Genomic DNA, 25,532 nt, shown 5'->3' with positions numbered 1-25,532 from the left:
GGGAGCCCGCACCATGCGCGCAGCCGTACTGCACGAGATCGGCCAGGACAAGCTGGAGGTCCTCGACGACGTCGAGGCGGTGGGGTTCGGACCCGGCAAGGTGCGGATCCGGGTGCGCGCCACGGGGCTGTGCCACTCGGACCTGTCCGCGATGAGCGGGGTGCTGCCGCAGCCCGGGCCGTTCGTGCCCGGGCACGAGGGGGCGGGCGAGATCCTCGAAGTCGGTGAAGGCGTCGGCCACGTGAGGGCCGGTGACCGGGTCGTCGTGTGCTGGCTGTCCGCCTGCGGTGTCTGTCCCGCCTGCAAGCGCGGGCAGACCGAGCTGTGCCTCGCCGGGTTCATGAACGCGGGCACCCCCAACTTCAGGCGGCCCGCCGGGGACGTCTTCGGCATGGCCGGCACCGGCACCTTCACCGAGGAGGTCGTCGTCGACGCCGGGTGCGCGGTCCCGATACCCGACGACGTGCCCTTCGACATCGCCGCCCTCATCGGCTGCGGGGTGACGACCGGGCTGGGCGCCGCGCTGAACACGGCGGACGTGGCGGCGGGTTCATCGGTGGCGGTCATCGGGTGCGGGGGCGTGGGCATCTCCGTGATCCAGGGGGCCCGGCTGCGCGGGGCCGCCGAGATCGTCGCCGTCGATCCGGTCGTCTCCCGGCGTGAGGCCGCTCTGCGGTTCGGGGCCACGAAGGCCGTCTCGCCCGACGAGCTCCCCGACGCCAAGCAGCAGGTCACCGCCGGCGAGGGCTTCGACTACGTCTTCGAGGTCGTCGGCACGTCCGCCACGGCACGGACCGCCTATGACACCACCCGGCGCGGCGGCACCCTCGTCGTGGTCGGCGCGGGCGCCATGGACGACTTCCTCCAGCTGAACATGTTCGAGCTGTTCTTCGACGAGAAGCGGATCCTGCCGTCCATGTACGGCGGCGGCGACATCCTGCGCTCCTACGAACGCACCATCGCCCTGTGGCGCGCGGGCCGTGTCGACCTGGCGGGCCTGATCACGCACCGGGTCCCCTTCGCCGACATCAACGAGGCCCTGGACCAGATGCGGACCGGGACCGCCCTGCGGACCTGCATCGAGATGTGAGGACACCGCCATGCCGCTGCCGCTGAAGGGACTGTCCGCGATCGTCACGGGCGCGGGACGCGGGCTCGGCCGGGCCGAGGCGCTGGAACTCGCCCGGCTCGGCGCCGCCGTGATCGTCAACGACTACGGGCAGCCCGGGCGGGACGGCACCGGCGAGGCCTCGGCCGGGCCCGCCGAGGAGGTCGCCGCCGAGATCCGCGCGGCGGGCGGCACCGCGCTCGCGCACACCGGCGACGTCTCCGACTTCCGGCAGGCGCGCGAACTGGTCGAGTCGGCCGTCGCCGAGTTCGGCAAGCTCGACATCCTGGTCAACAACGCGGGCATCCTGCGCGACCGCATGGTGTTCTCGATGGCCGAGGAGGAGTGGGACGCCGTGCTCCGCGTGCACCTCAAGGGGCACTTCAACACCATCCGGTTCGCCGCCGCCCACTGGCGGGAGCGGTCCAAACGGGCGGGGGAGAAGGTGTACGGGCGGATCGTGAACACCTCCTCCGAGGCGTTCCTCGCCGGTTCCGCCGGACAGCCCAACTACGCGGCCGCCAAGGGCGGGATCGTCGGCCTGACCACCTCCACGGCCCTCGCCCTCGGCAAGTACGGCGTCACCGCCAACGTGATCTGCCCGCGCGCCCGTACCCGGATGACCGAGGACGTCTTCGCGGGCGTCGAACAGCCCTCCGGCAACGGCCTCGACCCGCTCGCCCCCGAGCACGTCGCCCCGCTCGTCGGCTATCTGGCCTCGCCCGCCGCCGCCCGGGTGAACGGACAGCTCCTCGTGGTGCACGGCGGCATGGTGGCCGTCGTCGAACGGCCGCGCGTCGCCGCCAAGTTCGACAGCAAGCAGGACACCTTCACGTACGACGAACTGGAGGCCCTCCTCGGTCCGTACTACGCGGACCGGCCGGCCGGGGAGACCTTCGCGGCGGTGGAGGTGCTGGGGCTGGGGCGCGGCTGAAGCACGGGAAACGGCCCCACCCGTCATAGAGGGGTGGGGCCGTTCGCCTCCCGGTCACTGACGTTCCGTCAGGCCGCCGTCTCGGACTGCTCGGTCTCCGCCACCGGCTTGCGGTGGCGGCCGCGCGGAGCCGTCTCGCCGTCCTGCGTGGAGATCTCACCACGGTGCCGGCCGTGGCCCGCGGAGATCGCCTGGACGTCGGCAGTGCGCTGGTTCTTGCTGGCGTCGCTCATCGGATGGAAGTCACCCCGTCAACATGATCTTTCTTACAGCCCGGCGAGTTTAACCGGCGCCCCGCACCCCGGATCCAGGAGGCCACGCCAACCGGCACTAGTTCGTTACAAGCCGTCCCAATGGCGCCTGCTGCAGCGGGACCGGGCGGGGGGCGGAGGGGGTCGGGGGGTGCGTGGGGTCGGCTGGCGGGGCGGGCTGTACCGGGTGCTGCGGGTGGTAGCCCGAGTGTTCCGGAGCTGAGCATTCCGGAGCCGGGGGTGCCGGTTCCAGGGGGTGGCCCGGTGCGGGAGGCGTCGGTTGCGCGGGGTGTGCTCTTGCGGGAGGCGCCGGTTGCGGGGGGTGTCCCGTGGCCGGGGGCGCGCCGGCGGCTCGCGCGTCCGGGCTCTGACCCGGCCCGGGTGGCGGCGGCATGGCGCCGGGCTCGGACGCCACGGCCGCCGGCGGGCTCACCTGTGCCACGCCGCACGGCTCGGCCTCCGTCGCGTACGGAAGGCGCAGCACCCCCTCCGGCGTCCACAGGCCGGCACCCGCCAGCCACCCCTCGGGCGCCGGCAGATGGTGCACCCGCCGCTCGGACGGCCGCCACACGCCGACCCACCTGCCGCGCGGCCCGTCGACGCGCAGCGCCACCGCGCAGCTCTCCGGCGCCAGTATCTGCCCGGGCTGGATCGCGAACGGCGTGACGGCGCAGTCCCGCAGCCGCAGGCACTCCGGGAAGCGCACCGGCAGTGTGCTGCCCAGGACACCCCAGCCCAGCCGGTCCTGCCCCGGCGAGGGCGCGTCCGAGCGGATGAGCAGCAGCCCGCTGTCGTGGTCGGCGAGCAGCAGCCGGTCGTCGCTGTCGGCGGCGATCTGGAGCAGTGGCGACACCTCGCCGCCGCGCTCCAGGTCCACCACGACCGCCTTGGTGCGCCCGCCGGCCTCCCGGTCCAGGGCCAGCAGCCGCCCCGTACGGTCCAGCCAGACCCCGCCCGAGCAGCGGCCGGGCAGCTCGGCCAGCCGCTCGGGCCCGAAGGCACCGCCCGCCACCAGCCACACCGTCGTCGAACGCGGGCCGACGGCCAGGGCGTACGCCCGCCTGCCGCCGGGGGCGGGCGGCAGCAGCCGCAGCCGGGCCGTGTCGTCCGGGCACTCGACCACGCCCAGGGGCAGCTCACCGGTGCCGGGCCCCGTCGGGTACAGCAGCGAGAAGGCGTGCCGCCCGGCCACCAGACGGTGGATGAGGACCCGCCCGTCGCCCATCGGCTGCACCTCGGTGCCGGGTTCCTCCGGCTGGTTGCGGGGCAGGGGGACCGCGTACGGCTCGGGGCCGTCCAGGGTCCAGCGCTCCGGGAACCAGGAGTCGCCGGCCGACGCGAGGCGTGCGGCGTAGGCGCCGTCCGCGGTGAGTGTGCATCCTGCCGGCGCGACCCCGTCGTCCTCGTGTCCCGCCGAAGGTTCGATCGCACACGCTGTCATCGTTCGGTCACCTCCAGTGACGAACGTAGTTTTCGTACGTGCGGGCGGGGAATCCGCAGGGTCCCGACTTCACACATAAGGGTGTTCCAGGAACGATTCGCCTGAGGAGGTGGGGGCTTGTGTGCTGGGCGGGGCGACAGCCGGGTGACGGGGACGGTGGCGGTTCAACGCCACAGATCAGACGGGTAGCCTTGCACCCGTGCCCCGTCTGTCTGAAGTCATCGCCGCGCTGGAGAGCCTGTGGCCCGCCGAGCGGGCCGAGTCCTGGGACGCGGTCGGCACCGTCGCGGGCGACCCGGACCAGGAGGTCACGCGCGTCCTGTTCGCCGTCGACCCGGTCCAGGAGATCGTCGACGAGGCGGTGAAGCTGGGCGCCGGCCTGCTCGTCACCCACCACCCGCTCTATCTGCGCGGCACGACGACGGTCGCGGCGACGCACTTCAAGGGCCGTGTCGTCCACACCCTCATCAAGAACGACATCGCGCTGCACGTCGCCCACACCAACGCCGACACCGCCGACCCCGGCGTCTCCGACGCCCTCGCGGGCGCGCTGGACCTGCGGGTCACCGGGCCGCTCGTGCCGGACCCGACCGATCCCGAGGGCCGCCGGGGACTGGGCCGCGTCTGCGCCCTCGACCACCCGCTGACCGTCCGCGAGCTCGCCGCCCGCGCCGCCGAGCGGCTGCCCGCCACCGCGCAGGGCATCCGCGTCGCCGGTGACCCCGAGGCGCTCGTGCGCACGGTCGCCGTCAGCGGCGGTTCCGGCGACAGCCTCTTCGACCAGGTGCGCGCGGCGGGCGTCGACGCCTTCCTCACGGCGGACCTGCGCCACCACCCCGTCTCCGAGGCCCGCGCCCACAGCCCCCTCGCGCTGCTCGACGCGGCGCACTGGGCCACCGAGTGGCCCTGGTGCGAGCTGGCCGCGAGCCAGCTCGACGAGATCTCCGACCGGCACGGATGGGACCTGCGCGTCCACGTCTCGAAGACGGTCACCGACCCCTGGACCGCCCACGCGGCCTCCGCCCACCCGTCACCCGCCACCGCCCTTCCAACGAGCGCTTCGCGCCCCCCTTCCTCTTCTGACCCCCTGGGAGCCCCGAACTGAACGCCGAGCCCGCCGACCAGATCCGACTCCTCGACGTCCAGGACCTCGACGTCCGCCTCCAGCAGCTGGCCCACCGGCGGAGGTCGCTGCCCGAGCACGCCGAGATCGAGTCGCTGACCAAGGACCACACCCAGCTGCGCGACCTGCTCGTGGCCGCGCAGACCGAGGAGAGCGACACCGCCCGCGAGCAGACCAAGGCCGAGCAGGACGTGGACCAGGTGCGCCAGCGCGCCACCCGCGACCAGCAGCGCCTGGACTCCGGCGCCGTCACCTCCCCCAAGGACCTGGAGAACCTCCAGCGCGAGATCGCCTCGCTCGCCAGGCGTCAGGGCGATCTGGAGGACGTGGTGCTGGAGGTCATGGAGCGCCGGGAGTCCGCGCAGCAGCGCGTGGCCGAGCTGACCGAGCGGGTCGGCTCCGTCCAGTCGAAGATCGACGACGCGACCGCGCGCCGTGACGCGGCCTTCGAGGAGATCGACGGCGAGATCGCCACGGTCACCAAGGAGCGCGAGGTCATCGCCGCTTCGGTCCCCGCCGACCTGCTCAAGCTCTACGACAAGCTGCGCGAGCAGCAGGGCGGCATCGGCGCGGCCAAGCTGTACGCGCGCAGCTGCCAGGGCTGCCGGCAGGAGCTCGCCATCACCGAGCTGAGCGAGATCCGCAACGCGGCGCCCAACACGGTGATCCGCTGCGAGAACTGCCGCCGCATCCTGGTGCGCACGTCCGAGTCCGGTATCTAGGCCGCAGGGAGTCCTTCCGGTGCGGGAGTTCATCGTCGAGGCCGACGGCGGGTCGCGGGGCAACCCGGGGCCCGCGGGCTACGGGGCCGTGGTGAGCGACGCGGCGACGGGTGAGACGCTGCGGGAGGCCGCCGAGTACATCGGCGTCGCCACGAACAACGTCGCCGAGTACCGCGGCCTCCTCGCCGGCCTGCGCGCCGCCCACGAACTGGACCCGGCCGCGACGGTCCACGTCCGGATGGACTCCAAGCTCGTGATCGAGCAGATGTCGGGCCGCTGGAAGATCAAGCACCCCGCCATGAAGCCACTGGCGGCGGACGCGGCCCGGATCTTCCCGCCCGGGCGCGTGACGTACGAGTGGATCCCACGAGAGCACAACAAGCACGCGGACCGGCTGGCCAACGAGGCGATGGACGCCGGGTCCAGGGGAGAACAGTGGTCGGCTTCGACCTCGACGGCGGAGCTGGACACCTCCGCCGGGGCTGTCACCCCGCCAGGCCCGCCCGGTGACGCGGCAGCGGGCGCCGCGAGGGCCCGTGAAGCCCTGACAGCGGGGCGCGTCTCCGCCACGCCGACCGGCTCGGACCCGGAAACCGGGCCTTCTCCCGTGCCGCCTTCCGCCCGCGGAGGGACGGAGCGGCGGGGCGGCGACGGCGCGTCGGCTGGGGCTGACGCGGGCTCGGCGAGGGCGGACACCGACGCGGATGTTCGTGGCGCGGGGGTGGATACGGATGTTCGCGCGGTGAGGGCGGATGCCGACGCCCGTGCGGCCAAGGCCGTTGCCGGGTCGGGTGGGGTTTCCGCCGGGGTTGGTGTTGACGGTGGCTCGGCGAAGGCGGACGGCGATGTTCGTGCGGCCAGCGCCGACGCGGACGTTCGTGGCGCCGGGGCGGATGCCGACGCCCGTGCGGCGAGGGCGGATATCGACGCCCGTGCGTCCAAGGCCGTTGCCGGGTCGGGCGGGGCTTCCGCCGGGGCTGGTGCTGACGGTGGCTCGGCGAGGGCGGACGGCGACGCCCATGCCGCCAAGGCCGACACCGACGCCCATGCCGCCAAGGCCGACACCGACGCCCATGCCGCCAAAGCCGTTGCCACCCCTGGCTGGGCCCCCGCCGACATGGGCGCCCCCGCCACCTTCGTGCTGCTGCGGCACGGGGAGACGCTGTTGACGCCGCTGAAGCGGTTCTCCGGTAGTGGGGGCACCGACCCGTCCCTCTCCGATGCCGGCCGGGAGCAGGCCGAGCGAGCCGCGGTCCTGCTCGCCAGGCGGGGCACGATCCAGGCGATCGTGTCGTCGCCGCTCGCCCGCACCCGGGAAACCGCCGGGATCGTCGCCGCCCGGCTCGGCCTGGACGTGAGCGTCGACGACGGGCTGCGCGAGACGGACTTCGGCGCCTGGGAGGGCCTCACCTTCGCCGAGGTGCGCGAGCGGTACCCGGACGACCTGAACGCCTGGCTGGCCTCTCCGGACGCCCAACCCACCGGCGGCGGCGAGAGCTTCGCGGCGACCGCCACCCGGATCGCCGCCACCCGCGACAAGCTGATCGCGGCGTACGCGGGCCGCACGGTTCTGCTCGTCACGCACGTGACCCCGATCAAGACGTTCGTCCGGCTCGCCCTCGGCGCCCCGCCGGAGTCGCTGTTCCGGATGGAACTGTCGGCCGCGTCCCTGTCGGTCGTCGCGTACTACGCGGACGGCAACGCCAGCGTCAGGCTCCTCAACGACACGTCTCACCTGCGCTGAACTTCGCGTCCTCGCGGGCCAGCGCCTCGACCCGGCCCCAGTCGCGGGCCGCGAGCGCGTCCTGCGGCAGCATCCAGCTCCCGCCGACGCAGGCGACGTTGGGCAGGGCCAGATAGTCCGGCGCGGAGGCCGGGCCGATGCCGCCCGTGGGGCAGAACCGGGCCTGGGGGAGCGGCCCCGCCAGCGACTTCAGATACGCCGTACCGCCCGCCGCCTCGGCCGGGAAGAACTTCATCTCCCGCACGCCGCGCTCCAGCAGCGCCACGACCTCCGAGGTGGTCGACACTCCCGGCAGGAACGGCACACCGGAGCCCCGCATCGCCGGCAGCAGCACATCCGTCCAGCCGGGACTGACCAGGAACCGGGCGCCCGCGACCACCACGTCCGTGACCTGCCCAGGGCTGATCACCGACCCGGCGCCGACCACCGCCTCCGGCACCTGCCCGGCGATCTCCCGGATCGCTCCAGAGCCGCCGGCGTCCGCAACATCACCTCGATCGCGGGCAGCCCACCGGCGACCAGCGCCCGCGCCAGCGGCACGGCGTCACCGGCATCGTCGATGACGACGACAGGCACGACAGGCGCGAGGCCCAGCACGGAGGCGGGCAGGGGTGAGGGGGCCATGGCCGTTTTTGCTGCCGACTCAACAGCATGCGCAAAGCCCATTGCGTATCCCGCAATGATGATGTTGCCCCTGGTGATGCTCAGTGGACCTCGGTCACCAGCACATCCAGCGACCACGCCTGCCCCGCCCTCGCGGGCGCCTCCGCCTCCACGACGTACCCGAGGTCCCGCAGCACCTCCACCAGCTCGGCCGGCCCCTTCGGGGCGGCCCCGGTGGTCAGCAGGCTGCGTACGATCCGCCCCTTCGTCGCCTTGTTGAAGTGGCTGACGACCTTCCGGGTCGGCGCGTGCAGCACCCGCACGGACGCCGTCCGCCCGGCGACCTCGCCCTTCGGCTTCCACGCGGCGGCGTACGCGGCGGACCGCAGATCCAGCACCAGACCGTCCCCGGCCACCTCGGGAAGCACCGACGCCATCGGCGTACGCCAGTGCGCGCCCAGCGCACCGAGACCCGGCAGTTTCACACCCATCGAGCACCGGTAGGACGGAATCCGGTCCGTCACCCGGACCGCTCCCCACAGCCCGGAGAAGACCAGCAGCGACCGCGCGGCACGCCGCTTGGCGGAGGCGTCCAGGGACGCCAGGCCGAGAGCGTCGTACAGCACCCCGGTGTAGATCTCCCCGGCCGGCCGGGCCCCCGCCGTGCGCAGCTCCGCGTTCTTCGCGACCTCGCCGCGCAGCCCCTCGCTCAGCCCGAGCACCTCGCGCGCCTTGTCCTCGTCGCCGGCGCACAGCTCGACCAGCTCGGTGAGGACGGCCTCGCGGGCTGCGGTCAGCCCCGGCAGTGACAGCGACTCCGGCTTCAGCGGGGCACCGCGGCCGGAGGAGGCCTTGCCTTCGGACGGCGGCAGCAGGACAAGCACGGGTACTCCTTCGATCGAACTCCGCCGACAGCGTACGGGGCCTCGGACGCGCGCCTGTCCGAGGGCGCGGACCAGGCCGTCGGCGTCGTCGGCGTGGAAGCGGACGACCCGTACGTCGCGGTGCCGCGAGAAGAAGGTGACGTGCGTGACCGGTTCCGTCAGTTCGAGCGTGACGGTGGTCCGGGACCCCACCTCGATGTCGAGCTCGCGTCGTCCGCCGGCACGTCCCGCCCTCCGCGAGCCCCAGCCCTCAACTCGGTCGGTCGCCGGATCCGCGCCAGCACGACAGCGTGCCGCAGCCCGTACTCCCGATACCCGTTCGCCCGCCGCTCCGGCTCGGGCAGCAGCCCCAGAGGGTGGTAATGCCGCACGGCCCGCGTGGTGACACCGACGACGTCGGCGAGTTCTCCGATCCGCATGGGACCAGTAGAGACGTTGGCGTTGCGGCAAGGTCAAGGACCGGCTGTGGCCTGTGACGGCGGCCATGATCGTGTGCCACGATCGAGGGAACGGTTCCCGATCTCACGGACGGGTGGTTCGGCGATGTCCCAGTCTGGCGAGCGACCGAAGGAGGGGCGTGACATGACTGCCATGGCCCACGAGCCGCTCACGCAGGAAGAGGTCCTGCTGGAGGGCTTTCTCGCCCTGGACACCCCGGAGGGTTTCCGGGCTGAGCTGATCGAGGGGGAGATCGTTGTGACGCCGCCGCCGGACGGGGATCACGAGGACTACATCGGACTGATCGTGGAACAGGTGCACACGCGTTCCCGGACCAGGATGCAGTTCGCCGGGACCAAGGGCTTGATCTTGCGGAGTGGAGGCAACTGTCCGAAGGATCGTGTGATCCCTGACGGCACGTTCGCGCCCAGGGAGTTGCGGCTCTACCGGGGCGCCGACTCCTGGATGCCCTGCGATGGCGTCACCATGGTCCTCGAGGTGACCTCCACCAAGCCGAAGGCCGATCGCGAGGCCAAACGCCGGTGTTACGCCCGAGGCGGAATCCCCCTCTACCTGCTGGTCGACCGCGAAGCCTCCTCCATCACGCTGTTCAGCGACCCCGAGAAGGACGACTACCGCGAGCACTGCACGCGCCCCCTCGGCAAGTCCATCACCCTCCCGGAACCCTTCGCCTTCGACCTGGACACCACCGACTTCCTCTGATCCCCTGTGAGGCGGGGAGGCAGTACGAGGTGAGCACACGGGGGCGGATGCGGGAGCAGGCCCGCTGGGCCAGGGCGCGGCTGGGGCGGGGCGGGCCGCCGCTGGACCTCCTCACCGCCCACTTCGACCGGCACGTCTACGCTCCGCACGCGCACGCGGAATTCACCGTCGGCGTCACGGTCGGCGGGTCGGAGGTCATCGCGTACCGGGGCGGGGTGATCCACTCCTCCCCCGGCTCGATCGTCGTCCTGGAACCGGGCGAGATGCACACCGGCGGCCCGGCCGCCTGCGAGGGCTACGCCTACCAGGCCCTGTACGCCGAGCCGTCCCTCCTCACCGACGGCACGCTCGGCGGCCCCCCGCACTTCCGCGACCCCGTCCTGCACGACCCGGAACTGGCCACCGCCCTCCGCGCCGCCCACACCGACATCAGCGCCTGCCCAGACGCCCTGGAGGCCGAGTCCCGGGTGCCCTGGCTGCTCACGGCCCTGGCCCGCCGGCACTCCACGGCCCGGGCGAGCGAGGACACCGTGCCCGGCGCCGGCCACATCGCCAGGGCCGTACGCGACCGCCTCGCGGACGAGCTGCTGGAACCCCCCTCCCTGGCCGACCTCGCCACCGACCTGGGCCTGTCCCGCTACCAACTGCTGCGCGCCTTCCGTACGACGATGGGCGTACCGCCCTACGCCTGGCTCGCGCAGCACCGCGTGGCCAGGGCCCGCGGCCTGCTGGAAACCGGCCTGCGCCCCGCTGAGGTCGCGGGCCTCGTCGGCTTCGCCGACCAGGCGCACCTCACCCGCTGGTTCCGCCGCGTGCTGGGCGTGACCCCGGCGGCGTACCGCAACAGCGTTCAAGACGCGGCAGGCTGAGGCGGCCGAAACTCGCCGTATGACTGCACGCGGCTGGTTCCTGTTCTCCCTGATGGGAGTGGTCTGGGGCGTCCCCTACCTGATGATCAAGGTGGCGGTGGACGCCGTGTCCCCGTCCATGGTGGTGTTCACGCGCTGGGCGCCGCGCTCCTGCTCCCCTTCGCCCTGCGCCAAGGCCGCCTGACCCACACGGTCCGCACCCACTGGCGCCCTCTCCTGGCCTTCGCGTGCATCGAGATCATCGGCCCCTGGTGGACGCTGACGGACGCCGAACGCCACCTGTCCAGCTCCACGGCCGGCCTGCTGATCGCGGGCGTCCCCATCGTCGGCGTGCTCTTCGCCCGCTTCTTCGGCGACACGGAACGGCTCGGCGTGCGCCGCGTGACGGGCCTCGCGCTGGGCCTGGGCGGCGTGGCCGTCCTCACGATCCCGCACCTCACCGGCGGCGACGCCCGCTCCCTCGGCGAGGTCCTGCTGACGGTCCTCGGCTACGCGATCGCCCCTCTGATAGCCGCCCGCCACCTGAAGGAAGTCCCGTCCCTCCAGCTCACGGCGTTCTGCCTGACCCTGGCCGCACTCGTCTACGCCCCGGCGGCCGCGCTCACCCGGCCGACCTCGGTCCCGGCCCCCGAGGTCCTGGCCGCCCTGGCCGGACTGGGAGTGCTCTGCACGGCGATCGCCTTCGTCGCCTTCCTGGAACTGATCAAGGAGGCGGGCCCGACCCGGGCGACAGTGATCACCTACGTCAACCCGGCGGTGGCGGTGGCGGCAGGGGCACTGTTCCTCGACGAGCCCCTGACCCCCGGCGTCATCGCGGCCTTCACCCTGATCCTCGCGGGTTCGGTCCTGGCGACCGCCGCCGGTCCGCGGTCCCGTTCACGCCCGGTACCATGGTCGACACGGCAGACGAGCCGGGCGGACGGCCGCGTGGAGTCCCCCTGACGGGGAGCTCCCCGAGGAACGTCCGGGCTCCACAGGGCAGGGTGGTGGCTAACGGCCACCCGGGGTGACCCGCGGGACAGTGCCACAGAAAGCAAACCGCCGAGGGCTCCGGCCCTCGGTAAGGGTGAAACGGTGGTGTAAGAGACCACCAGTGCCTGGGGTGACTCAGGCAGCTAGGTAAACCCCACCCGGAGCAAGGTCAAGAGGAGACACCTCGGTGTCTCTGCGCGGACGTTCGAGGGCTGCCCGCCCGAGTCCGCGGGTAGACCGCACGAGGCCGGTGGCAACGCCGGCCCTAGATGGATGGCCGTCGCCCGGGGCTCCGCGAGGAACCCCGGGAACAGAACCCGGCGTACAGCCCGACTCGTCTGCCGCTCTTCATTTCAGCAAGTCAGATCCTTCGCCGCGCCGTACCGGGTTCCGCCCGCCGCGTGCGCGAATCCCCGCGACGGACCCACCCCCCTCCCCCGTAGAGCAGACGACAGGAAGCTCACAGGGAGGGGAGCAGGACGTGGCAGGGGACAGGGGCAAGCGGGGCAGAGGTACGGCGGCCGCAGTGGTGGCGATGGCGGTGCTCACCGCGTCACAGGCGCCGGGGGCGGTCCCGGCGCGGGCAGCCGCACCGGCGCGCGGTCAGGCACTCGCCGCGGACGGCCCGAGCGTGTCCGGCGACGCGCCGTACCGCACCGAGCTTCCGCCGCTGCGGACCAAGAAGCGGGCGGGCGGCCAGGCGGCGGCGGAGGAGGTGGGCGGCGCGCTGCCGGCGAGTGTGTTCGCCGCCTATCGGCGGGCCGAGGAGCGGCTCGCGCGCGAGGCGCCCGGCTGCCGGTTGCGCTGGCAGCTGCTGGCGGCGATCGGACAGGTGGAGTCGGGGCAGGCGCGGGGCGGCAGGGTGGCGTCGGACGGTACGACCGTGGCGCCGATCCTCGGGCCGCGGCTGGACGGCGTGGCCTTCGCGCTGATCCGGGACACCGACGGCGGCGCCCACGACGGGGACACGGCGTACGACCGTGCGGTGGGTCCGATGCAGTTCATCCCATCCACCTGGGCCCGCTGGGGCGCGGACGGCAACGGCGACGGGCGTACGGATCCGAACAACGTCTTCGACGCGGCACTGGCCGCCGGACGGTATCTGTGTGCCGGTGGCCGGGACCTGTCCGTTCCCGCCCAGCTGGACCGCGCGATCCTCGGCTACAACCACTCGACGGCCTATCTGCGCACGGTCCGGGCCTGGTACGCGTACTTCCTGGAAGGGCACCGGGTGGTGCCGGACGGCTCCGCCAGGTCCGTCGCCGGGTCCTCCTCCGCGCGCCCCGAGCCGTCGCGGTCCCCCTCGAAGCCGAAGGAGGCCTCGCCCACCCCCTCCGCCCGGCCGAGTGCCCCGCCGTCCCGCACCCCGTCCACCCCTGCCGCCCCGGCCCCGACCAGAACCCGCCCGGCCACCGACCCCGACAAGCCGGACGAGCCACGACTCCCCGCCCCCGACCCGGACTTGGAGCTCCCCGCCCCCGACCTGCTGCCCAGCGGCGCCCCACTCACCAGTAACAGCGCGGACTCGATGACCGTCTCCCCCTCCACAACCGCCGATACTGGGCGGTAATGTCGCCCACCGCCGGACAGCACGAGACCGGTGGTGAGCGCGAAGGGGTCCTCATGGCGACGGACATGCCTGCGGACATGCCCGCAGAGGCAGAGACACCTGTGGAGACGCACGCGGCCGACGAGCGGTGGCGGCGCATGTGGAGCCACCGCGAGCACTTGCTCAAGGTGGCCCGGCGCAGGTCGATGAGCCCGGAGGACGCCGAGGACGCGGTGCACGAGGCGATGCTGCGCGCCGCCGAGCGGCCCGACCTGGACGAGGAGCGGCTCGCGGCCTGGCTGACGACGGTGACGATGCGGCTGTGCGTCGACCGCTACCGGCAGGTGAACCGCGAGGCCGAGGTGCGTACCAGCCCGACGCTCATCGCGCCCGGCCCGGTGCCCGTCGAGGAGGCGGTGTGCGACCGGGCCGAGGCGAAGTGGCTGGCGGTGCGCAGTGGTGAGCTGCCCGCGCGGCAGGCCGAGGCGCTGCGGCTGAAGTCGCAGGACCTGGACGTCGGCCAGGTCGCAGTCAAGATGGGGCTGAGCTACCGGACCGTCGAGTCGCTGCTGGCCCGGGCCCGGCGGACGCTGCGGCAGTCGCTGGCGGCCACGTTCGGGATCGCGCTGTTCCTGATCGGGTGGGGACGGCCGCGCGGAGTCGGCAGGGCGCAGGCCGTGGTGGTCGCCTCGACGGCGGTGTCCCTGGCGGTGGCGGGGTTCGTGCTGCCGTACGCCCTCGACGGCAGCGGCGGCGGGGGAGGCGGGGGCGGTACGACGCCTCGGCCCGCGGCCGTGTCGCCGGACGCGGAGACGTTGCGGCCGGACGGCGGTGGCGTGGGTCGTATGCCGCGGGGGAATGAGCCCACGGCTGCGGCAGCCGAGCGCGGAGCGGCCGGGTCCCCCGCCGCCGAATCGTTCCTCCCGTTGTCCGTGCCGTCGCTGCCGGAGGCCTCCATCGTTCCGGATGTTCCGGACGTCCCGGTGTCGCCGCTGCCCTCGCTGTCCGCGCCGGAGATCCCGCAGGTGCCCGACGTTCCGAAGCCCGAGGTCCCCGACCTGGTGGTGGAGCCCTCCGCCGTGCCGACCGGCACAGCGGTCCCGGCGGTGCCGGAAGCTCCCGCCACACCGTCCGCCTCGCTCCCCGAGCTCACGGTCCGGCCACTCCCGTAGCGCCCGGAAACCCGCCCGGAAACCAGCCCGGAAACCCGCCCGAAAAAAATCCGCCACTCGAGCGACGGACGCCCCGCCCCTCCCCGTAGAGCAGATGTCAGAGCTGCTCCAGGGGCTGAAGGGTGGACCGGATGGGTGTCGAGATCTGTGTGGAAGGGCTGACCAAGTCCTTCGGTCACCAGGTCATCTGGCAGGACGTCTCGCTGACGCTGCCCGCCGGGGAGGTCTCCGTCATGCTCGGCCCCTCCGGCACGGGCAAGTCGGTGTTCCTCAAGACGCTCGTCGGCCTGCTGAAGCCGGAGCGCGGCTCCATCACGATCCAGGGCCGGGACATCACCAAGCTCCGCGAGCACGACCTGTACGAGGTGCGCAAGCTGTTCGGCGTGCTGTTCCAGGACGGCGCGCTGTTCGGCTCGATGAACCTGTACGACAACATCGCCTTCCCGCTGCGCGAGCACACCCGTAAGTCCGAGAGCGAGATCCGGCGCATCGTGCTGGAGAAGATGGACATGGTCGGGCTGATCGGCGCCGAGGGGAAGCTGCCCGGCGAGATCTCCGGCGGGATGCGCAAGCGCGCCGGGCTGGCCCGGGCCCTCGTCCTCGACCCGGAGATCATCCTCTTCGACGAGCCGGACTCGGGCCTCGACCCGGTCCGCGTGGCCTACCTCAACCAGCTGATCGTCGACCTGAACGCCCAGATCGACGCGACCTTCCTGATCGTCACGCACGACATCGCCTCGGCCCGCCAGGTGCCGGACAACATCGGGCTGCTGTTCCGCCGCGAGCTGGTGATGTTCGGGCCGCGTGAAAAGCTGCTGACCAGCGACGAGCCGGTGGTGCGGCAGTTCCTGAACGGCCGTATGCAGGGCCCGATCGGGATGGCGGAGGAGAAGGACGCGGCGCAGGTCGAGCAGGAGCTCGCGCAGATCGACGACTCCGAGCGCGTCCAGGAGCCGGCTCCCCGCCTGCTGCCGGGGCCGGGCATCGCCCGGCCTCCCCGCTGGGAGGCGATCGCCCGGCGCGAGGCCGCGCGGCAGCAGAAGGCGGTGGCCGGCGCATGAGCCTGTCACCCATCGGAGGGCTGCGGCACTCGGGCAGCCTCTTCGCGATGGCGCTGGACGTCGTCCGGACGATCCCCCGACGGCCCTTCCAGACACGGGAGTTCATCCAGCAGGCGTGGTTCGTCGCGAGCGTGACGATCCTGCCGACGGCCCTGGTCTCCATCCCCTTCGGGGCGGTCATCGCGCTGCAGATCGGCAGCCTGACCCGGCAGCTGGGCGCCCAGTCCTTCGCCGGAGCCGCCTCCGTGCTCGCCGTGCTGCGCGAGGCCTCGCCGATCGTCACCGCGCTGCTGATCGCGGGCGCCGGCGGCACGGCGATCTGCGCCGACCTCGGGGCACGGAAGATCCGCGACGAGATCGACGCGATGCAGGTGCTGGGCATCGACCCCATCCACCGGCTCGTCGTCCCGCGCGTGCTGGCGTCGATGCTGGTGGCGGTGCTGCTCAACGGCCTGGTGTCGGTGGTCGGTGTGGCGGGCGGCTACTTCTTCAACGTCGTCCTCCAGAACGGCACTCCGGGCGCCTACCTGGCCTCCTTCACCACGCTCGCCCAGCTGTCCGACCTGTGGGCGGCCGAGGTCAAGGCGCTGGTGTTCGGCGCGATCGCCGGGATCGTCGCCTCGTACAAGGGACTGACCGCGAAAGGCGGGCCGAAGGGTGTGGGCGACGCGGTGAACCAGTCGGTGGTGATCACCTTCATGTTGCTGTTCGTGACCAACTTCGTGATGACCGCCGTGTACTTCCAAGTCGTTCCGCAGAGGGGATGAGGCATGGCGCTGCTGCATCGTCTGGAGGAACTGGGCGCCCAACTGTCCTTCTACGGGCGCTCGCTGGCCTGGACCGGCCGCACCCTGCGCCGCTACAAGAAGGAGATCCTGCGGCTGCTCGCCGAGGTGAGCTTCGGCCGGGGCGCGCTCGCCGTCGTGGGCGGCACGGTCGGCGTGATCGCCTTCCTGTCGTTCTTCACCGGCACGGAAGTGGGGTTGCAGGGGTACGCCGCGCTCAATCAGCTCGGCACCTCCAACTTCGTGGCGTTCCTCTCGGCGTACTTCAACACCCGTGAGATCGCCCCGCTGGTGGCCGGGCTCGCGCTCTCCGCGACCGTCGGCGCCGGGTTCACCGCCCAGCTCGGCGCGATGCGGATCAGCGAGGAGACCGACGCGCTGGAGGTCATGGGCGTGCCCTCGCTGCCCTTCCTGGTCACGACGCGGATGATCGCCGGGTTCGTGGCCGTCATCCCGCTGTACGTGATCGGCCTGCTGTCCTCGTACCTGGCCGCCCGCACCATCACCACCGTCTACTACGGCCAGTCGGCGGGCACCTACGACCACTACTTCCAGCAGTACCTGCCCCCGGTCGACGTGCTGTGGTCCTTCGGCAAGGTGCTCGTCTTCGCCGTCCTGATCATCCTGGTGCACTGCTTCTACGGCTACTACGCGAGCGGCGGTCCGGCGGGCGTCGGCGTGGCGGTGGGCCGTGCGGTGCGGACCTCGATCGTGGCCATCAACGTCCTGGACTTCTTCCTGTCGCTCGCCATCTGGGGCGCCAGCACGACCGTACGGATAGCGGGGTGAGCCGCCGCATGAGAGTGCTGAGACTGCGGTTGTACGGCGTCGTCTTCATCGCCGTTCTCGCGACGCTGCTGTCCCTCTCCGTCGCCGTCTACCGGCAGGTGTTCACGCCGGTCGTGCGGATCACCCTGGAGGCCGACAGCCTCGGCAACCAGCTCGATCCGCGCGCCGACGTCAAGCTGCGCGGGCTGCTGGTCGGCGAGGTGCGCGAGGTCCGGGCCGACGGGACGAAGGCGACGCTCGACATCGCGCTCAAGCCGGAGCACGTCGCCCACATCCCCTCCGACGTGCACGCGCGCCTGCTGCCCAAGACGCTGTTCGGCGAGAAGTACGTCGACCTGGTCGCGCCGCGCGGCTCATCAAGCCGGCCCATCCGCGCCGGGGACGTCATCACCCAGGACCGCACCCGCGTCGGCATCGAACTCCAGCAGCTGATGAACGACCTGCTGCCCCTGCTGCGGACGGTCCAGCCCGGCAAGCTCAACGCCACGCTCTCCGCGTTCGCCACCGCCCTGGAGGGACGCGGCGACCGGATCGGCGACAACCTCACGCGAGTGGAGGCCTACCTGCGCCGCCTCAATCCCCACCTGCCGTCCCTGAAAGAGGACATCGCCCGCTTCGCCGACGTCGCCGAGGTCTACGGCGACGCGGCGCCCGACCTGATGGAGATCCTGCGCAACACCGTCACCACCAGCCGCACGATCGTCGAGGAGAAGGACCGGCTGGCGGCGGCGCTGAAGACCACGGCGACCGTCGCCGGCACCGCCGAGGACTTCCTCGACGCCAACGGCGACCGGCTGATCACCCTCGGCCGGGTCTCCCGCCCCACACTGGAGCTGTTCGCCCGCTACTCCCCGGAGTACCCCTGTCTGCTGGCCGGCCTGGTCCGGCAGGACAAGGTCTCCGAGGAGGCGTTCCGGGGCGGCAAGATGCACATCACGCTGGAGGTCGTACGGCCACAGGGCGCGTACGAGCCGGGCGAGGAGCCGCGCTACGGCGAGCGGTCGGGCCCCGACTGCCATGACCTGCCGCACCCGCCGGTGCCGGCACCCGGCGCCCACCTCGACGACGGTTCCAAGAAGGCGGGCCCGGCCTCGGACGGCCCGCTCGGCGTCTCCGCCACCCGGGCCGAGCAGCGGGCCGTCGGCTCGCTCGTCGCGCCGGTGCTGGACGTGCCCGCGGACCAGGTGCCGCCGGTCGCGACGCTGCTGTTCGGGCCGATGGCGCGCGGGACGGCGGTGAGCGTCGCATGAGCACCACGGGAGCCCGGCAGACCGCCGCTCCGCTGATCAAGTTCAGTCTCTTCGCGCTGGTGACGGTGGTGGCGACGGCCCTGCTCGCCGCCACCATCGTGAACATCTCCTTCACCCCCGAGCACGAGTACCGCGCGGTCTTCAGTGACGTCACCGGCCTGGAGGAGGGCGACGACATCCGGGTGGCCGGAGTGCGGGTCGGCGAGGTCGAGGACATCCGGATCAAGGACCGGACGCTGGCCGAGGTCACCTTCACGGTCAGCCAGGACCGGCCGCTGCTCACCGGCACGGGCGCCGTCATCCGCTACCGCAACCTGGTCGGGCAGCGGTACGTCGCGCTCACCGAGGGCGCCGGCGACGGCACCCGGCTGCGCCCCGGCGGCACGATCCCGCTCGCGCGCACCCAGCCCGCCCTCGACCTGAACGCGCTGCTGAACGGCTTCAAGCCGCTGTTCGCCGCGCTCAGCCCGAAGGACGTCAACCAGCTCGCCACGGAGATCATCAAGACGCTCCAGGGCGAGGGCGGCACCGTCAACAGCCTGCTGACGCACACGGCGTCGCTCACCACGACACTGGCCGGCCGCGACAAGCTGATCGGCTCGGTGATCGACAACCTCAACACCGTGCTGGAGACGCTCGACAAGCGCGGCGCCCGCTTCTCCGGACTGCTCAAGCAGCTGCGCCGGGTCATCTCGGGCCTGTCCGCCGACCGCAAGCCCATCGGGGAGTCGCTGGTGAGCATCGGTGATCTGACGGGGGCCACCTCGGGCCTGCTGAAGGACGCGCGCCCGCCGCTCAAGGACGACATCGCGGAGCTGACCGAACTCACCGGGACGCTGAACGACAACGAGAAGACCGTGGAGGGCGTGCTGAAGCGGCTGCCGAACAAGCTCAACGAGCTGACCGGGACGGCGTCCTACGGCTCGTGGTTCAACTTCTACCTGTGCGACTTCGACGGCCGGATCGTGCTGCCGAAGACGAAGCAGGTGCTCACGCCCGAGATGCACGTGGCGAGGGCGAGGTGTGGAGCATGAGCCGTAAGCGCCGTCCGGAGCCGATGTTCAAGGTCCGTATCGAGCCGCCGAGGCTGCCGAAGACACGGCTCCGCCGTCCGCGCCTCGGCCCCTTCCGCGAGCGCAACCCCCTCGTCATCGGCGCGATCGGACTCACCGTCCTCGCGCTGCTGACCGTGGCGGCGTTCAACGCCGACCGCCTGCCGGTCATCGGCGACGGCGAGACGTACAGCGCGGCCTTCGCCGAGGCGGGCGGGCTCAAGCCGGGTGACGAGGTGCGGATCGCCGGGGTCAAGGTCGGCAAGGTCGAGGAGGTCGACCTGGACGGCGACCACGTCCAGGTCACCTTCAAGATCAAGGGCGAGCCGAGGTTCGGCACCGCGACCGGCGCGTCGATCCGGGTCAAGACGATCCTCGGCGCGAAGTACCTCGCCCTGCACCCCAGGGGGCGCGGTCAGTTGGCGCCCGGCAGCGAGATCCCGCTCAAGCGGACCGTCCCCGCGTACGACGTCGTGCAGGCCTTCAGCGATCTCACCACCACGACGGAGAAGGTCGACACCGACCAGCTGGCGAAGGCGCTGGACACCATCTCCACGACCTTCGAGGACTCACCGGAAGAGGTACGGGCGTCCATCAAGGGCCTGTCGAAGATCTCCCGGACGGTGGCCTCCCGCGACAAGGCCCTCAGGGAACTCCTCGACCACGCGAACGGCGTCACGGGCGTACTCGCCGACCGGTCGGGCGACTTCACCGCCCTGGTCAAGGACGGCGACAAGCTGTTCAAGGAGATCAGCAAGCGGCGTACGGCGATCCACAAGCTGCTGAAGACCTCCGCCGCGCTCGGCATCCAGCTCTCCGGCCTGGTCCAGGACAACGAGAAGGAGATCGGGCCCGCGCTCAAGGGCCTCAACACCGTGGTGAAGATGCTCGAACGGAACCAATCCAGCCTGGACCGGAGCATCAAGCTCCTGGCCCCCTACGTGCGGGTCTTCACCAACACCCTCGGCAACGGCCGCTGGTTCGACTCCTACGTCCAGAACCTGGTCGCCGCCCCGGTGGTGCCGCGAACGGGAGGCGCGCAATGAGCAACCGCCGGAAGAAGCACCTGGCCGTGCTGACCGCCCTGGCCCTGGTCGCCGCGCTCACCTACGTCCTGTGGCCGCGAACCGAGCCGGTCCGTGTCACGGCGTACTTCCCGCGCACGGTCGGCATCTACCCCGGCTCGGACGTCCGCGTGCTGGGCGTGCGGATCGGCGAGGTCAGGAAGATCACGCCGGAGGGCGGCCGGGTGCGGGTGGAGTTCGCGTACGAAGCGGGCCGCAAGGTCCCGGCGGACGCGCAGGCCGCGATCATCAACTCCTCGGTGGTCAGCGACCGTTACCTGCAACTGCTGCCGGTGTACCGGGGCGGTCCGGTGCTGCGGGACGGGGACGAGATCCCCGAGTCGCGTACGGCCGTACCGGTCGAACTGGACCGCGTCTTCGACAGTCTGCACACCACGGCCGAGGCGCTCGGCCCCGAGGGCGCCAACAAGGACGGCGCCCTGTCGCGGCTGCTGGGCGTGAGCGCCGACAACCTCGACGGCCAGGGCGAGAACCTCCACCAGACGGTCGAGGACCTCTCCGAGGCGGTCACGACGCTCTCCGACGGCCGCACGGACCTGTTCGGCACCGTCCGCAACCTCCAGGTGTTCACCGCGGCGCTGGCGGCCGACGACAAGAGCGTGCGGTCCTTCAACAGCAGCCTGGCCAGGGTCGCCGAGCAGCTGGCGGGCGAGCGCAAGGACCTGGCGGCCGCGCTGAAACACCTCGGCACGGCGCTCGGTGACGTGTCCGCCTTCGTGAAGAAGAACAAGAAGTCGCTGACGTCGAACGTGGAGGGACTGAGCAAGGTGACCAAGGTGCTCGTCACCCAACGGGCGGCGCTGGAGGAGCTGCTGGAGGTCGCGCCGACGGGCATGTCGAACCTGCACAACGCCTACAACCCCTCCGCGGGCACCCTCGACACCCGCAACAACCCCGACCATCCGCAGGATCCGGCGTCACTGCTCTGCTCGATCCTGAAGACGACCGGGGAGAAGACCGACTGCGGGGACCTGAGGGAGCTCTTCGACTCCCTGCCGAAGGTGCCCCAGGGTCCGGCGGTCACCGGCACGGTCGACCGCACCCTCGGCGGAATCCTGGGGGCGAGCGCATGAGGCCCCCGCGCAAGGCCGGGGCCGTCGCCTGGGCGGCCGTCGGGACGCTGCTCCTGTCCGGCTGCGAGTTCAACGGCTGGTACGACGTCCCGCTCCCCGGCGGAGCCGCCGCCGACGGCCACGCCTACCACGTCACCGTCGAGTTCCGGGACGTCCTCGACCTGGTTCCGCAGTCGGCGGTCAAGGTCAACAACGTCACCGTGGGCGCGGTGGAGAAGGTGGAGCTGCAGGGCTGGCACGCGAGGGTCAGTCTCCGGGTCGCCGACTCGGTGAAGCTGCCCGCCAACGCCGTCGCCGGGCTGCGGCAGACCAGCATGCTGGGCGAGAAGTACGTGGCACTGTCCCGGCCCCTGGAAGGCACGCCGGCCGGCCGGCTCCGCGACGGTGATGTGATCCCCCTGTCCCGCAGCGGCCGCAACCCCGAGATCGAGGAGGTGCTGTCCGCGCTGTCCGCCCTGCTCAACGGCGGCGGCGTCGCCCAGCTCAAGACGATCACCACGGAGCTGAACAAGGCCCTGGAGGGCCGGGAGAACCGGGTCAAGTCCCTGCTCAAGGAGCTCGACACCTTCATCGGAGGCCTGGACGACCAGCGCCAGGACATCGTCCGCGCCCTGAAGGCCGTCGACCGGCTGGCGAAACGGCTGGGCAAGGAGAAGACGACGATCGCCGAGGCCGTCGACACGATGCCGCCCGCCCTGAAGGTCCTGGCCGACCAGCGCCGCGACCTGACGAGGATGCTCACCGCCCTGTCCAGGCTCGGCACGACCGGCACCAAGGTGATCAACGCCTCGCACGACGACACGGTCGCCAACCTCAGGCAGCTGTGGCCGATCCTGCGACAGCTCAACAAGGCGGGCAGCGACCTGCCCAACTCCCTTGAGCTGCTGACGACGTACCCGTTCCCGCGCAACGTCGTGGACGCCATCAAGGGTGACTACGTCAACCTGCACGTCACGGCGGACCTCGATCTGGCCGGGATCTACGGCAACCTGACGGACGAGCCGGGCGGCGGGGACACCCGGGGACCCGGGCTTCCCGAGGCCCCGGACCTGCCGGACGTACCGGATCTGCCGGATCTCCCGGACGCACCGGATCTCCCGGACGTGCCGGCGCCCACCGCGCTGCCGAGCGGTCCGAGCGGTCCGAGCGTGCCGGCGTCCCCGTCGGCCCCCTCGGGCGGCGAGGACCCGCTGTGCCCGCCGGTGTGCACCGCCGGCTACGGCTCCGGCGGCCACCGCACCGGGGCCGACTGGCCCGAGGGGATCAACCTCGAACTCGCCGAGCTGATGCTGAAGGGGGTCCAGCCGTGATCACCCGTACGGTCAAGGCGCAACTGATCGCCTTCGCCACCATGACCGCCGTGGGCGTGTCGTACGTCGGTGCCGAGTACACGGGTCTGGTGGACGAGGTCCTGGACCGCGGCTACACCGTGCGGGCCGACTTCGCCGACTCCGGGGGTGTCTTCCCCGGCGCCGAGGTCACGTACCGCGGGGTGCCGGTCGGCAAGGTCGGCGCGCTGCGCCTGACCGGCCCGGACGGGGTCTCGGTCACGCTCGACATCGAGGACGGGGCGCCGCGCATCCCGGCGGACACACTGGCGGTGGTGGCGAACCGATCGGCCGTGGGGGAGCAGTACGTCGACCTCCAGCCCCGCACCTCCCGCGGCCCCTACCTGCTCAGCGGCAGCACGATCCCGCGCGAGAGCACGCGGGTGCCGCTGCCGGCGACGGACATGGTCCTCAGCCTGGACCGCCTGGTGAACTCGGTCGGCAAGGACGACCTGCGGGTCACGGTCGACGAGTTGGGCAAGGCTTTCGCCGGCACCGGCCCGAACCTGAGCCGCCTGGTGGACTCGGGCAACACCCTCGTCGAGTCGGCGTCCGAGGCGCTGCCCGAGACCATCGCCCTGATCGAGGACTCACGGAAGGTCCTGAAGACACAGGCCGACCAGGGCTCGTCGATCAAGTCGTTCGCGCGCGATCTGGCCGCTCTCTCGGCTCAGTTGAAGGCAAGCGACGGGGACCTGCGCAAGCTGATCGGCAACGCGAGGCCGGCGGCGCAGGAGCTGAACGCGCTGCTGAAGTCGACCGGGCCGCAGCTGTCGGTCCTGCTGGCCAACCTGATCAGCGGCGGCCAGGTCACGCTGGCCCGCCTCCCCGGCGTCGAGCAGGCCCTGGTCACCTTCCCGCTGATGGTCGCGGGCAGCTACACGGTCGTCCCGGGCGACGGCACCACCCACTTCGGCCTGGTGCTGAACGCCGACGACCCGCCCGCCTGCACCCAGGGGTACGGCACGGCACGCCGCGACCCCGCGGACACCAGCACACGCGAGGCGAACACCGACGCCCGCTGCACGCTCCCGCGCGGCAGCGAGTCGTCGGTACGGGGCGCGCAGAACGCCCCGGGCGCGTCGAGAGACGGCGGCGCCGACCAGGCGGCGTACGTCACCCCGTACGACCCGGAGACCGGCAGCACCGCCGGCCCGGACGGAAGGAACGTCGAGATCGGCTCGACGGGCGGCCAGCAGGCCGTGTTCGGAAAGGAGTCGTGGCAATGGCTGCTCGTTGGCCCCATGGCATGAGGCCGGTGCGACCCGCGGTGATGTCGGCGGGACTCGTCGCGGCGACCGTCATCACCACGGCACTGGCACTCTGGCTGGCTCTCGGCCTCCACGAACAGTGGGAGACGGACCAGCGACGCCAGGGCATCCTGGCCGCGGCCCGCCAGTCGGCGCTGAACTTCACCTCCCTCGACTACCGGCACTACGACCGCGACAGCGCGAACGTGCTGGCGGGCGCGACCGGCGAGTTCAAGAAGCAGTTCACCGCGCAGACGGACCAGTTGACGAAGCTGGTGGCCCAGAACAAGTCCGTGTCGGAAGGCCAGGTCCTGGAGGCGGGCATCGTCCGCTCCGACGAGAACTCGGCCCGTGTGCTGGTGGTCGCCGACAGCAAGGTGACCAACACCGCCGTGCCCGAGGGGGAGGCGCGCACGTACCGGCTCCAGCTCGACCTCGTACACAAGGACGGCCGCTGGCTGACGTCCGACGTCGAGTTCGTCGGCTGACCCCACAGGCCGACTCCCCGACCGACAAGCACCGACGAGGAGGACCACCATGCCGAAGACGACCACCGGCCGCGCCCCCGGTCCCGGCACCCGCCGCACCATGACGGCGGCCGCCCGCGCGGCGGCGAAGCGCGCGGAGCGCGGCCACCGCGAAGCGGGCGCGGCGACGGCCGGCGACGAGGAGTCCCCGCGCCGGGCCGGGCGGCCGCTCGCCGGACGCACCGTCCTCGTCGAGGCCCCGAAGGACGGCTGGGACGACCCGCCGGAGCCGTCGCCGGAGTCGTTCGGGCAGGACGTTCCGCACGAGCGGAGCGAGCCCGGCCCCGGCGGCCGCCGGAAACTGCTCACCCTGGTCCTGGCCGTCCTGCTCGTCGCCGGCCTGATCGCGATCGCCGCCCTGGGATGGCAGCACCGTGACGGCCGCCTGACGGAGACCGCCCGGACCGAGGCGCTCGCGGCCGCGCGAAAAGCGGCGCCGATCGTCCTGTCGTACGACTACCGGCGCCTGGACGAGGACTTCTCCAGGGCCCGCGCCCACCTGACCGGCGACTTCCGCGACGAGTACGGCAAGACGACGAAGTCCGTGGTCGCCCCGACGGCCGAGAAGTACCACGGCGTGGTGAAGGCGACGGTCGCCGCCCCCGGCTCCGCAGGCGCCCCCGCCGCCTCCGTCGTCTCGGCCTCCCCCGACAAAGTCGTGGTCCTGCTCTTCGTCAACCAGGTCACCGAGAGCACCCAGGTCTCGGGATCCCGCGTGGACCTGAACCGGGTGCGGATGACGATGGACCGCACGGGAGACGGGTGGAAGGTGAGCGCGGTGGACGCGCTCTAGCAGCGG

At 72.1% G+C, this 25,532-nt stretch carries 24 protein-coding genes, 1 other RNA gene and 3 pseudogenes; 23 read left to right on the top strand and 5 right to left on the bottom strand.

Annotated features, from left to right (window positions below; all coding sequences use genetic code 11):
• The first annotated feature begins 13 nt into the window (after positions 1 to 13).
• Positions 14 to 1,090 carry a Zn-dependent alcohol dehydrogenase gene (locus HDA41_RS11750; protein ID WP_184983211.1) on the top strand — a complete coding sequence of 359 codons (1,077 nt, stop codon included), beginning with the start codon at positions 14 to 16 and terminating at the stop codon, positions 1,088 to 1,090.
• A 10-nt stretch (positions 1,091 to 1,100) separates the two neighbouring features.
• On the top strand, positions 1,101 to 2,042 hold the full coding sequence (locus HDA41_RS11745) for a 3-oxoacyl-ACP reductase (protein WP_184983209.1): 942 nt from the start codon (positions 1,101 to 1,103) through the stop codon (positions 2,040 to 2,042).
• Positions 2,043 to 2,110: 68 nt separating this feature from the next.
• Here the strand turns inward: HDA41_RS11745 and HDA41_RS11740 are convergent, their stop codons facing one another.
• Both HDA41_RS11740 and HDA41_RS11735 read right to left on the bottom strand, forming a co-directional pair.
• The gene (locus HDA41_RS11740) at positions 2,111 to 2,275 is read right to left on the bottom strand and encodes a hypothetical protein (protein WP_184983207.1); all 165 of its coding nucleotides are present in this window, start codon (positions 2,273 to 2,275) and stop codon (positions 2,111 to 2,113) included.
• Positions 2,276 to 2,372: 97 nt separating this feature from the next.
• Complete coding sequence (locus HDA41_RS11735; RefSeq protein ID WP_184983205.1) at positions 2,373 to 3,734, bottom strand: hypothetical protein; 1,362 nt, start codon at positions 3,732 to 3,734, stop codon at positions 2,373 to 2,375.
• A 199-nt stretch (positions 3,735 to 3,933) separates the two neighbouring features.
• Here HDA41_RS11735 and HDA41_RS11730 point away from each other — a divergent pair, with 199 nt between their 5' ends.
• The 3 genes from HDA41_RS11730 to HDA41_RS11720 are packed head-to-tail and all read left to right on the top strand — an operon-like array spanning position 3,934 to position 7,323.
• Complete coding sequence (locus tag HDA41_RS11730) at positions 3,934 to 4,839, top strand: Nif3-like dinuclear metal center hexameric protein (protein WP_184983204.1); 906 nt, start codon at positions 3,934 to 3,936, stop codon at positions 4,837 to 4,839.
• The gene (locus HDA41_RS42260) at positions 4,836 to 5,579 is read left to right on the top strand and encodes a zinc ribbon domain-containing protein (protein ID WP_184993329.1); all 744 of its coding nucleotides are present in this window, start codon (positions 4,836 to 4,838) and stop codon (positions 5,577 to 5,579) included. The genes HDA41_RS11730 and HDA41_RS42260 overlap by 4 nt, the downstream gene beginning before the upstream one ends.
• A gap of 19 nt (positions 5,580 to 5,598) precedes the next feature.
• The gene (locus HDA41_RS11720) at positions 5,599 to 7,323 is read left to right on the top strand and encodes a histidine phosphatase family protein (protein ID WP_184983203.1); all 1,725 of its coding nucleotides are present in this window, start codon (positions 5,599 to 5,601) and stop codon (positions 7,321 to 7,323) included.
• Here HDA41_RS11720 and eda read toward each other — a convergent pair.
• The 3 genes and pseudogenes from eda to HDA41_RS11705 all read right to left on the bottom strand — a co-directional run.
• Positions 7,298 to 7,947, bottom strand: a pseudogene (gene eda, locus HDA41_RS11715) (bifunctional 4-hydroxy-2-oxoglutarate aldolase/2-dehydro-3-deoxy-phosphogluconate aldolase). The gene HDA41_RS11720 and the pseudogene eda overlap by 26 nt on opposite strands.
• 80 nt (positions 7,948 to 8,027) lie before the next feature.
• Positions 8,028 to 8,810: a peroxide stress protein YaaA gene (yaaA, locus tag HDA41_RS11710; protein ID WP_184993327.1), complete on the bottom strand. Its 783-nt coding sequence runs from the start codon at positions 8,808 to 8,810 to the stop codon at positions 8,028 to 8,030.
• 206 nt (positions 8,811 to 9,016) lie between these two features.
• A pseudogene (locus tag HDA41_RS11705) lies at positions 9,017 to 9,229 on the bottom strand (MerR family DNA-binding transcriptional regulator); the annotation flags it as partial.
• Positions 9,230 to 9,392: 163 nt separating this feature from the next.
• Between HDA41_RS11705 and HDA41_RS11700 the strand changes: the two are divergent.
• The 18 genes and pseudogenes from HDA41_RS11700 to HDA41_RS11620 all read left to right on the top strand — a co-directional run bounded on the left by HDA41_RS11700 (position 9,393) and on the right by HDA41_RS11620 (position 25,526).
• On the top strand, positions 9,393 to 9,971 hold the full coding sequence (locus HDA41_RS11700) for a Uma2 family endonuclease (protein ID WP_184983202.1): 579 nt from the start codon (positions 9,393 to 9,395) through the stop codon (positions 9,969 to 9,971).
• A gap of 47 nt (positions 9,972 to 10,018) precedes the next feature.
• Entirely contained in the window at positions 10,019 to 10,840 is an 822-nt protein-coding gene (locus tag HDA41_RS11695; protein WP_184993325.1) for an AraC family transcriptional regulator, read from the top strand.
• Between the two features lie 19 nt (positions 10,841 to 10,859).
• Positions 10,860 to 11,024: a hypothetical protein gene (locus HDA41_RS41175; RefSeq protein WP_189944815.1), complete on the top strand. Its 165-nt coding sequence runs from the start codon at positions 10,860 to 10,862 to the stop codon at positions 11,022 to 11,024.
• Positions 10,976 to 11,632 (top strand): annotated as a pseudogene (locus HDA41_RS42680) (DMT family transporter); the annotation flags it as partial. The gene HDA41_RS41175 and the pseudogene HDA41_RS42680, both read left to right, overlap by 49 nt.
• 115 nt (positions 11,633 to 11,747) lie before the next feature.
• An RNA gene (rnpB, locus tag HDA41_RS11685) (RNase P RNA component class A) lies at positions 11,748 to 12,153 on the top strand.
• 194 nt (positions 12,154 to 12,347) lie between these two features.
• A complete protein-coding gene (locus HDA41_RS11680; protein WP_184993323.1) occupies positions 12,348 to 13,382 on the top strand; it encodes a lytic transglycosylase domain-containing protein in 1,035 nt (344 codons plus the stop codon).
• 77 nt (positions 13,383 to 13,459) lie between these two features.
• Entirely contained in the window at positions 13,460 to 14,533 is a 1,074-nt protein-coding gene (locus tag HDA41_RS11675; protein ID WP_376706777.1) for a sigma-70 family RNA polymerase sigma factor, read from the top strand.
• Positions 14,534 to 14,664: 131 nt separating this feature from the next.
• Entirely contained in the window at positions 14,665 to 15,594 is a 930-nt protein-coding gene (locus tag HDA41_RS11670; RefSeq protein WP_184983200.1) for an ABC transporter ATP-binding protein, read from the top strand.
• Entirely contained in the window at positions 15,591 to 16,361 is a 771-nt protein-coding gene (locus HDA41_RS11665; protein ID WP_184983198.1) for an MlaE family ABC transporter permease, read from the top strand. Before HDA41_RS11670 ends, HDA41_RS11665 begins: the two co-directional genes overlap by 4 nt.
• A gap of 3 nt (positions 16,362 to 16,364) precedes the next feature.
• The gene (locus HDA41_RS11660; RefSeq protein ID WP_184983197.1) at positions 16,365 to 17,168 is read left to right on the top strand and encodes an MlaE family ABC transporter permease; all 804 of its coding nucleotides are present in this window, start codon (positions 16,365 to 16,367) and stop codon (positions 17,166 to 17,168) included.
• An 8-nt stretch (positions 17,169 to 17,176) separates the two neighbouring features.
• Positions 17,177 to 18,418 (top strand): MCE family protein, encoded by a 1,242-nt coding sequence (locus HDA41_RS11655; RefSeq protein WP_184983196.1) that lies wholly within the window; start codon positions 17,177 to 17,179, stop codon positions 18,416 to 18,418.
• Positions 18,415 to 19,452 (top strand): MCE family protein, encoded by a 1,038-nt coding sequence (locus HDA41_RS11650; RefSeq protein WP_184983195.1) that lies wholly within the window; start codon positions 18,415 to 18,417, stop codon positions 19,450 to 19,452. The genes HDA41_RS11655 and HDA41_RS11650 overlap by 4 nt, the downstream gene beginning before the upstream one ends.
• Positions 19,449 to 20,516, top strand: a complete 1,068-nt coding sequence (locus HDA41_RS11645; RefSeq protein ID WP_376706776.1) for an MCE family protein — start codon at positions 19,449 to 19,451, stop codon at positions 20,514 to 20,516. Before HDA41_RS11650 ends, HDA41_RS11645 begins: the two co-directional genes overlap by 4 nt.
• On the top strand, positions 20,513 to 21,628 hold the full coding sequence (locus tag HDA41_RS11640) for an MCE family protein (RefSeq protein ID WP_184983194.1): 1,116 nt from the start codon (positions 20,513 to 20,515) through the stop codon (positions 21,626 to 21,628). The genes HDA41_RS11645 and HDA41_RS11640 overlap by 4 nt, the downstream gene beginning before the upstream one ends.
• Positions 21,625 to 22,938 (top strand): MCE family protein, encoded by a 1,314-nt coding sequence (locus tag HDA41_RS11635; RefSeq protein ID WP_184983193.1) that lies wholly within the window; start codon positions 21,625 to 21,627, stop codon positions 22,936 to 22,938. Before HDA41_RS11640 ends, HDA41_RS11635 begins: the two co-directional genes overlap by 4 nt.
• A complete protein-coding gene (locus HDA41_RS11630) occupies positions 22,935 to 24,209 on the top strand; it encodes an MCE family protein (protein ID WP_184983191.1) in 1,275 nt (424 codons plus the stop codon). Before HDA41_RS11635 ends, HDA41_RS11630 begins: the two co-directional genes overlap by 4 nt.
• Positions 24,206 to 24,694 carry an Rv1363c family protein gene (locus HDA41_RS11625; RefSeq protein ID WP_230299384.1) on the top strand — a complete coding sequence of 163 codons (489 nt, stop codon included), beginning with the start codon at positions 24,206 to 24,208 and terminating at the stop codon, positions 24,692 to 24,694. Before HDA41_RS11630 ends, HDA41_RS11625 begins: the two co-directional genes overlap by 4 nt.
• A gap of 49 nt (positions 24,695 to 24,743) precedes the next feature.
• Entirely contained in the window at positions 24,744 to 25,526 is a 783-nt protein-coding gene (locus HDA41_RS11620) for an Rv1363c family protein (protein WP_184983189.1), read from the top strand.
• Positions 25,527 to 25,532 lie beyond the last annotated feature (6 nt).

This window comes from Streptomyces caelestis (genome assembly GCF_014205255.1).
GTDB classification, from domain to species: domain Bacteria; phylum Actinomycetota; class Actinomycetes; order Streptomycetales; family Streptomycetaceae; genus Streptomyces; species Streptomyces caelestis.
This window is presented reverse-complemented; position numbering and strand designations above follow the sequence as displayed.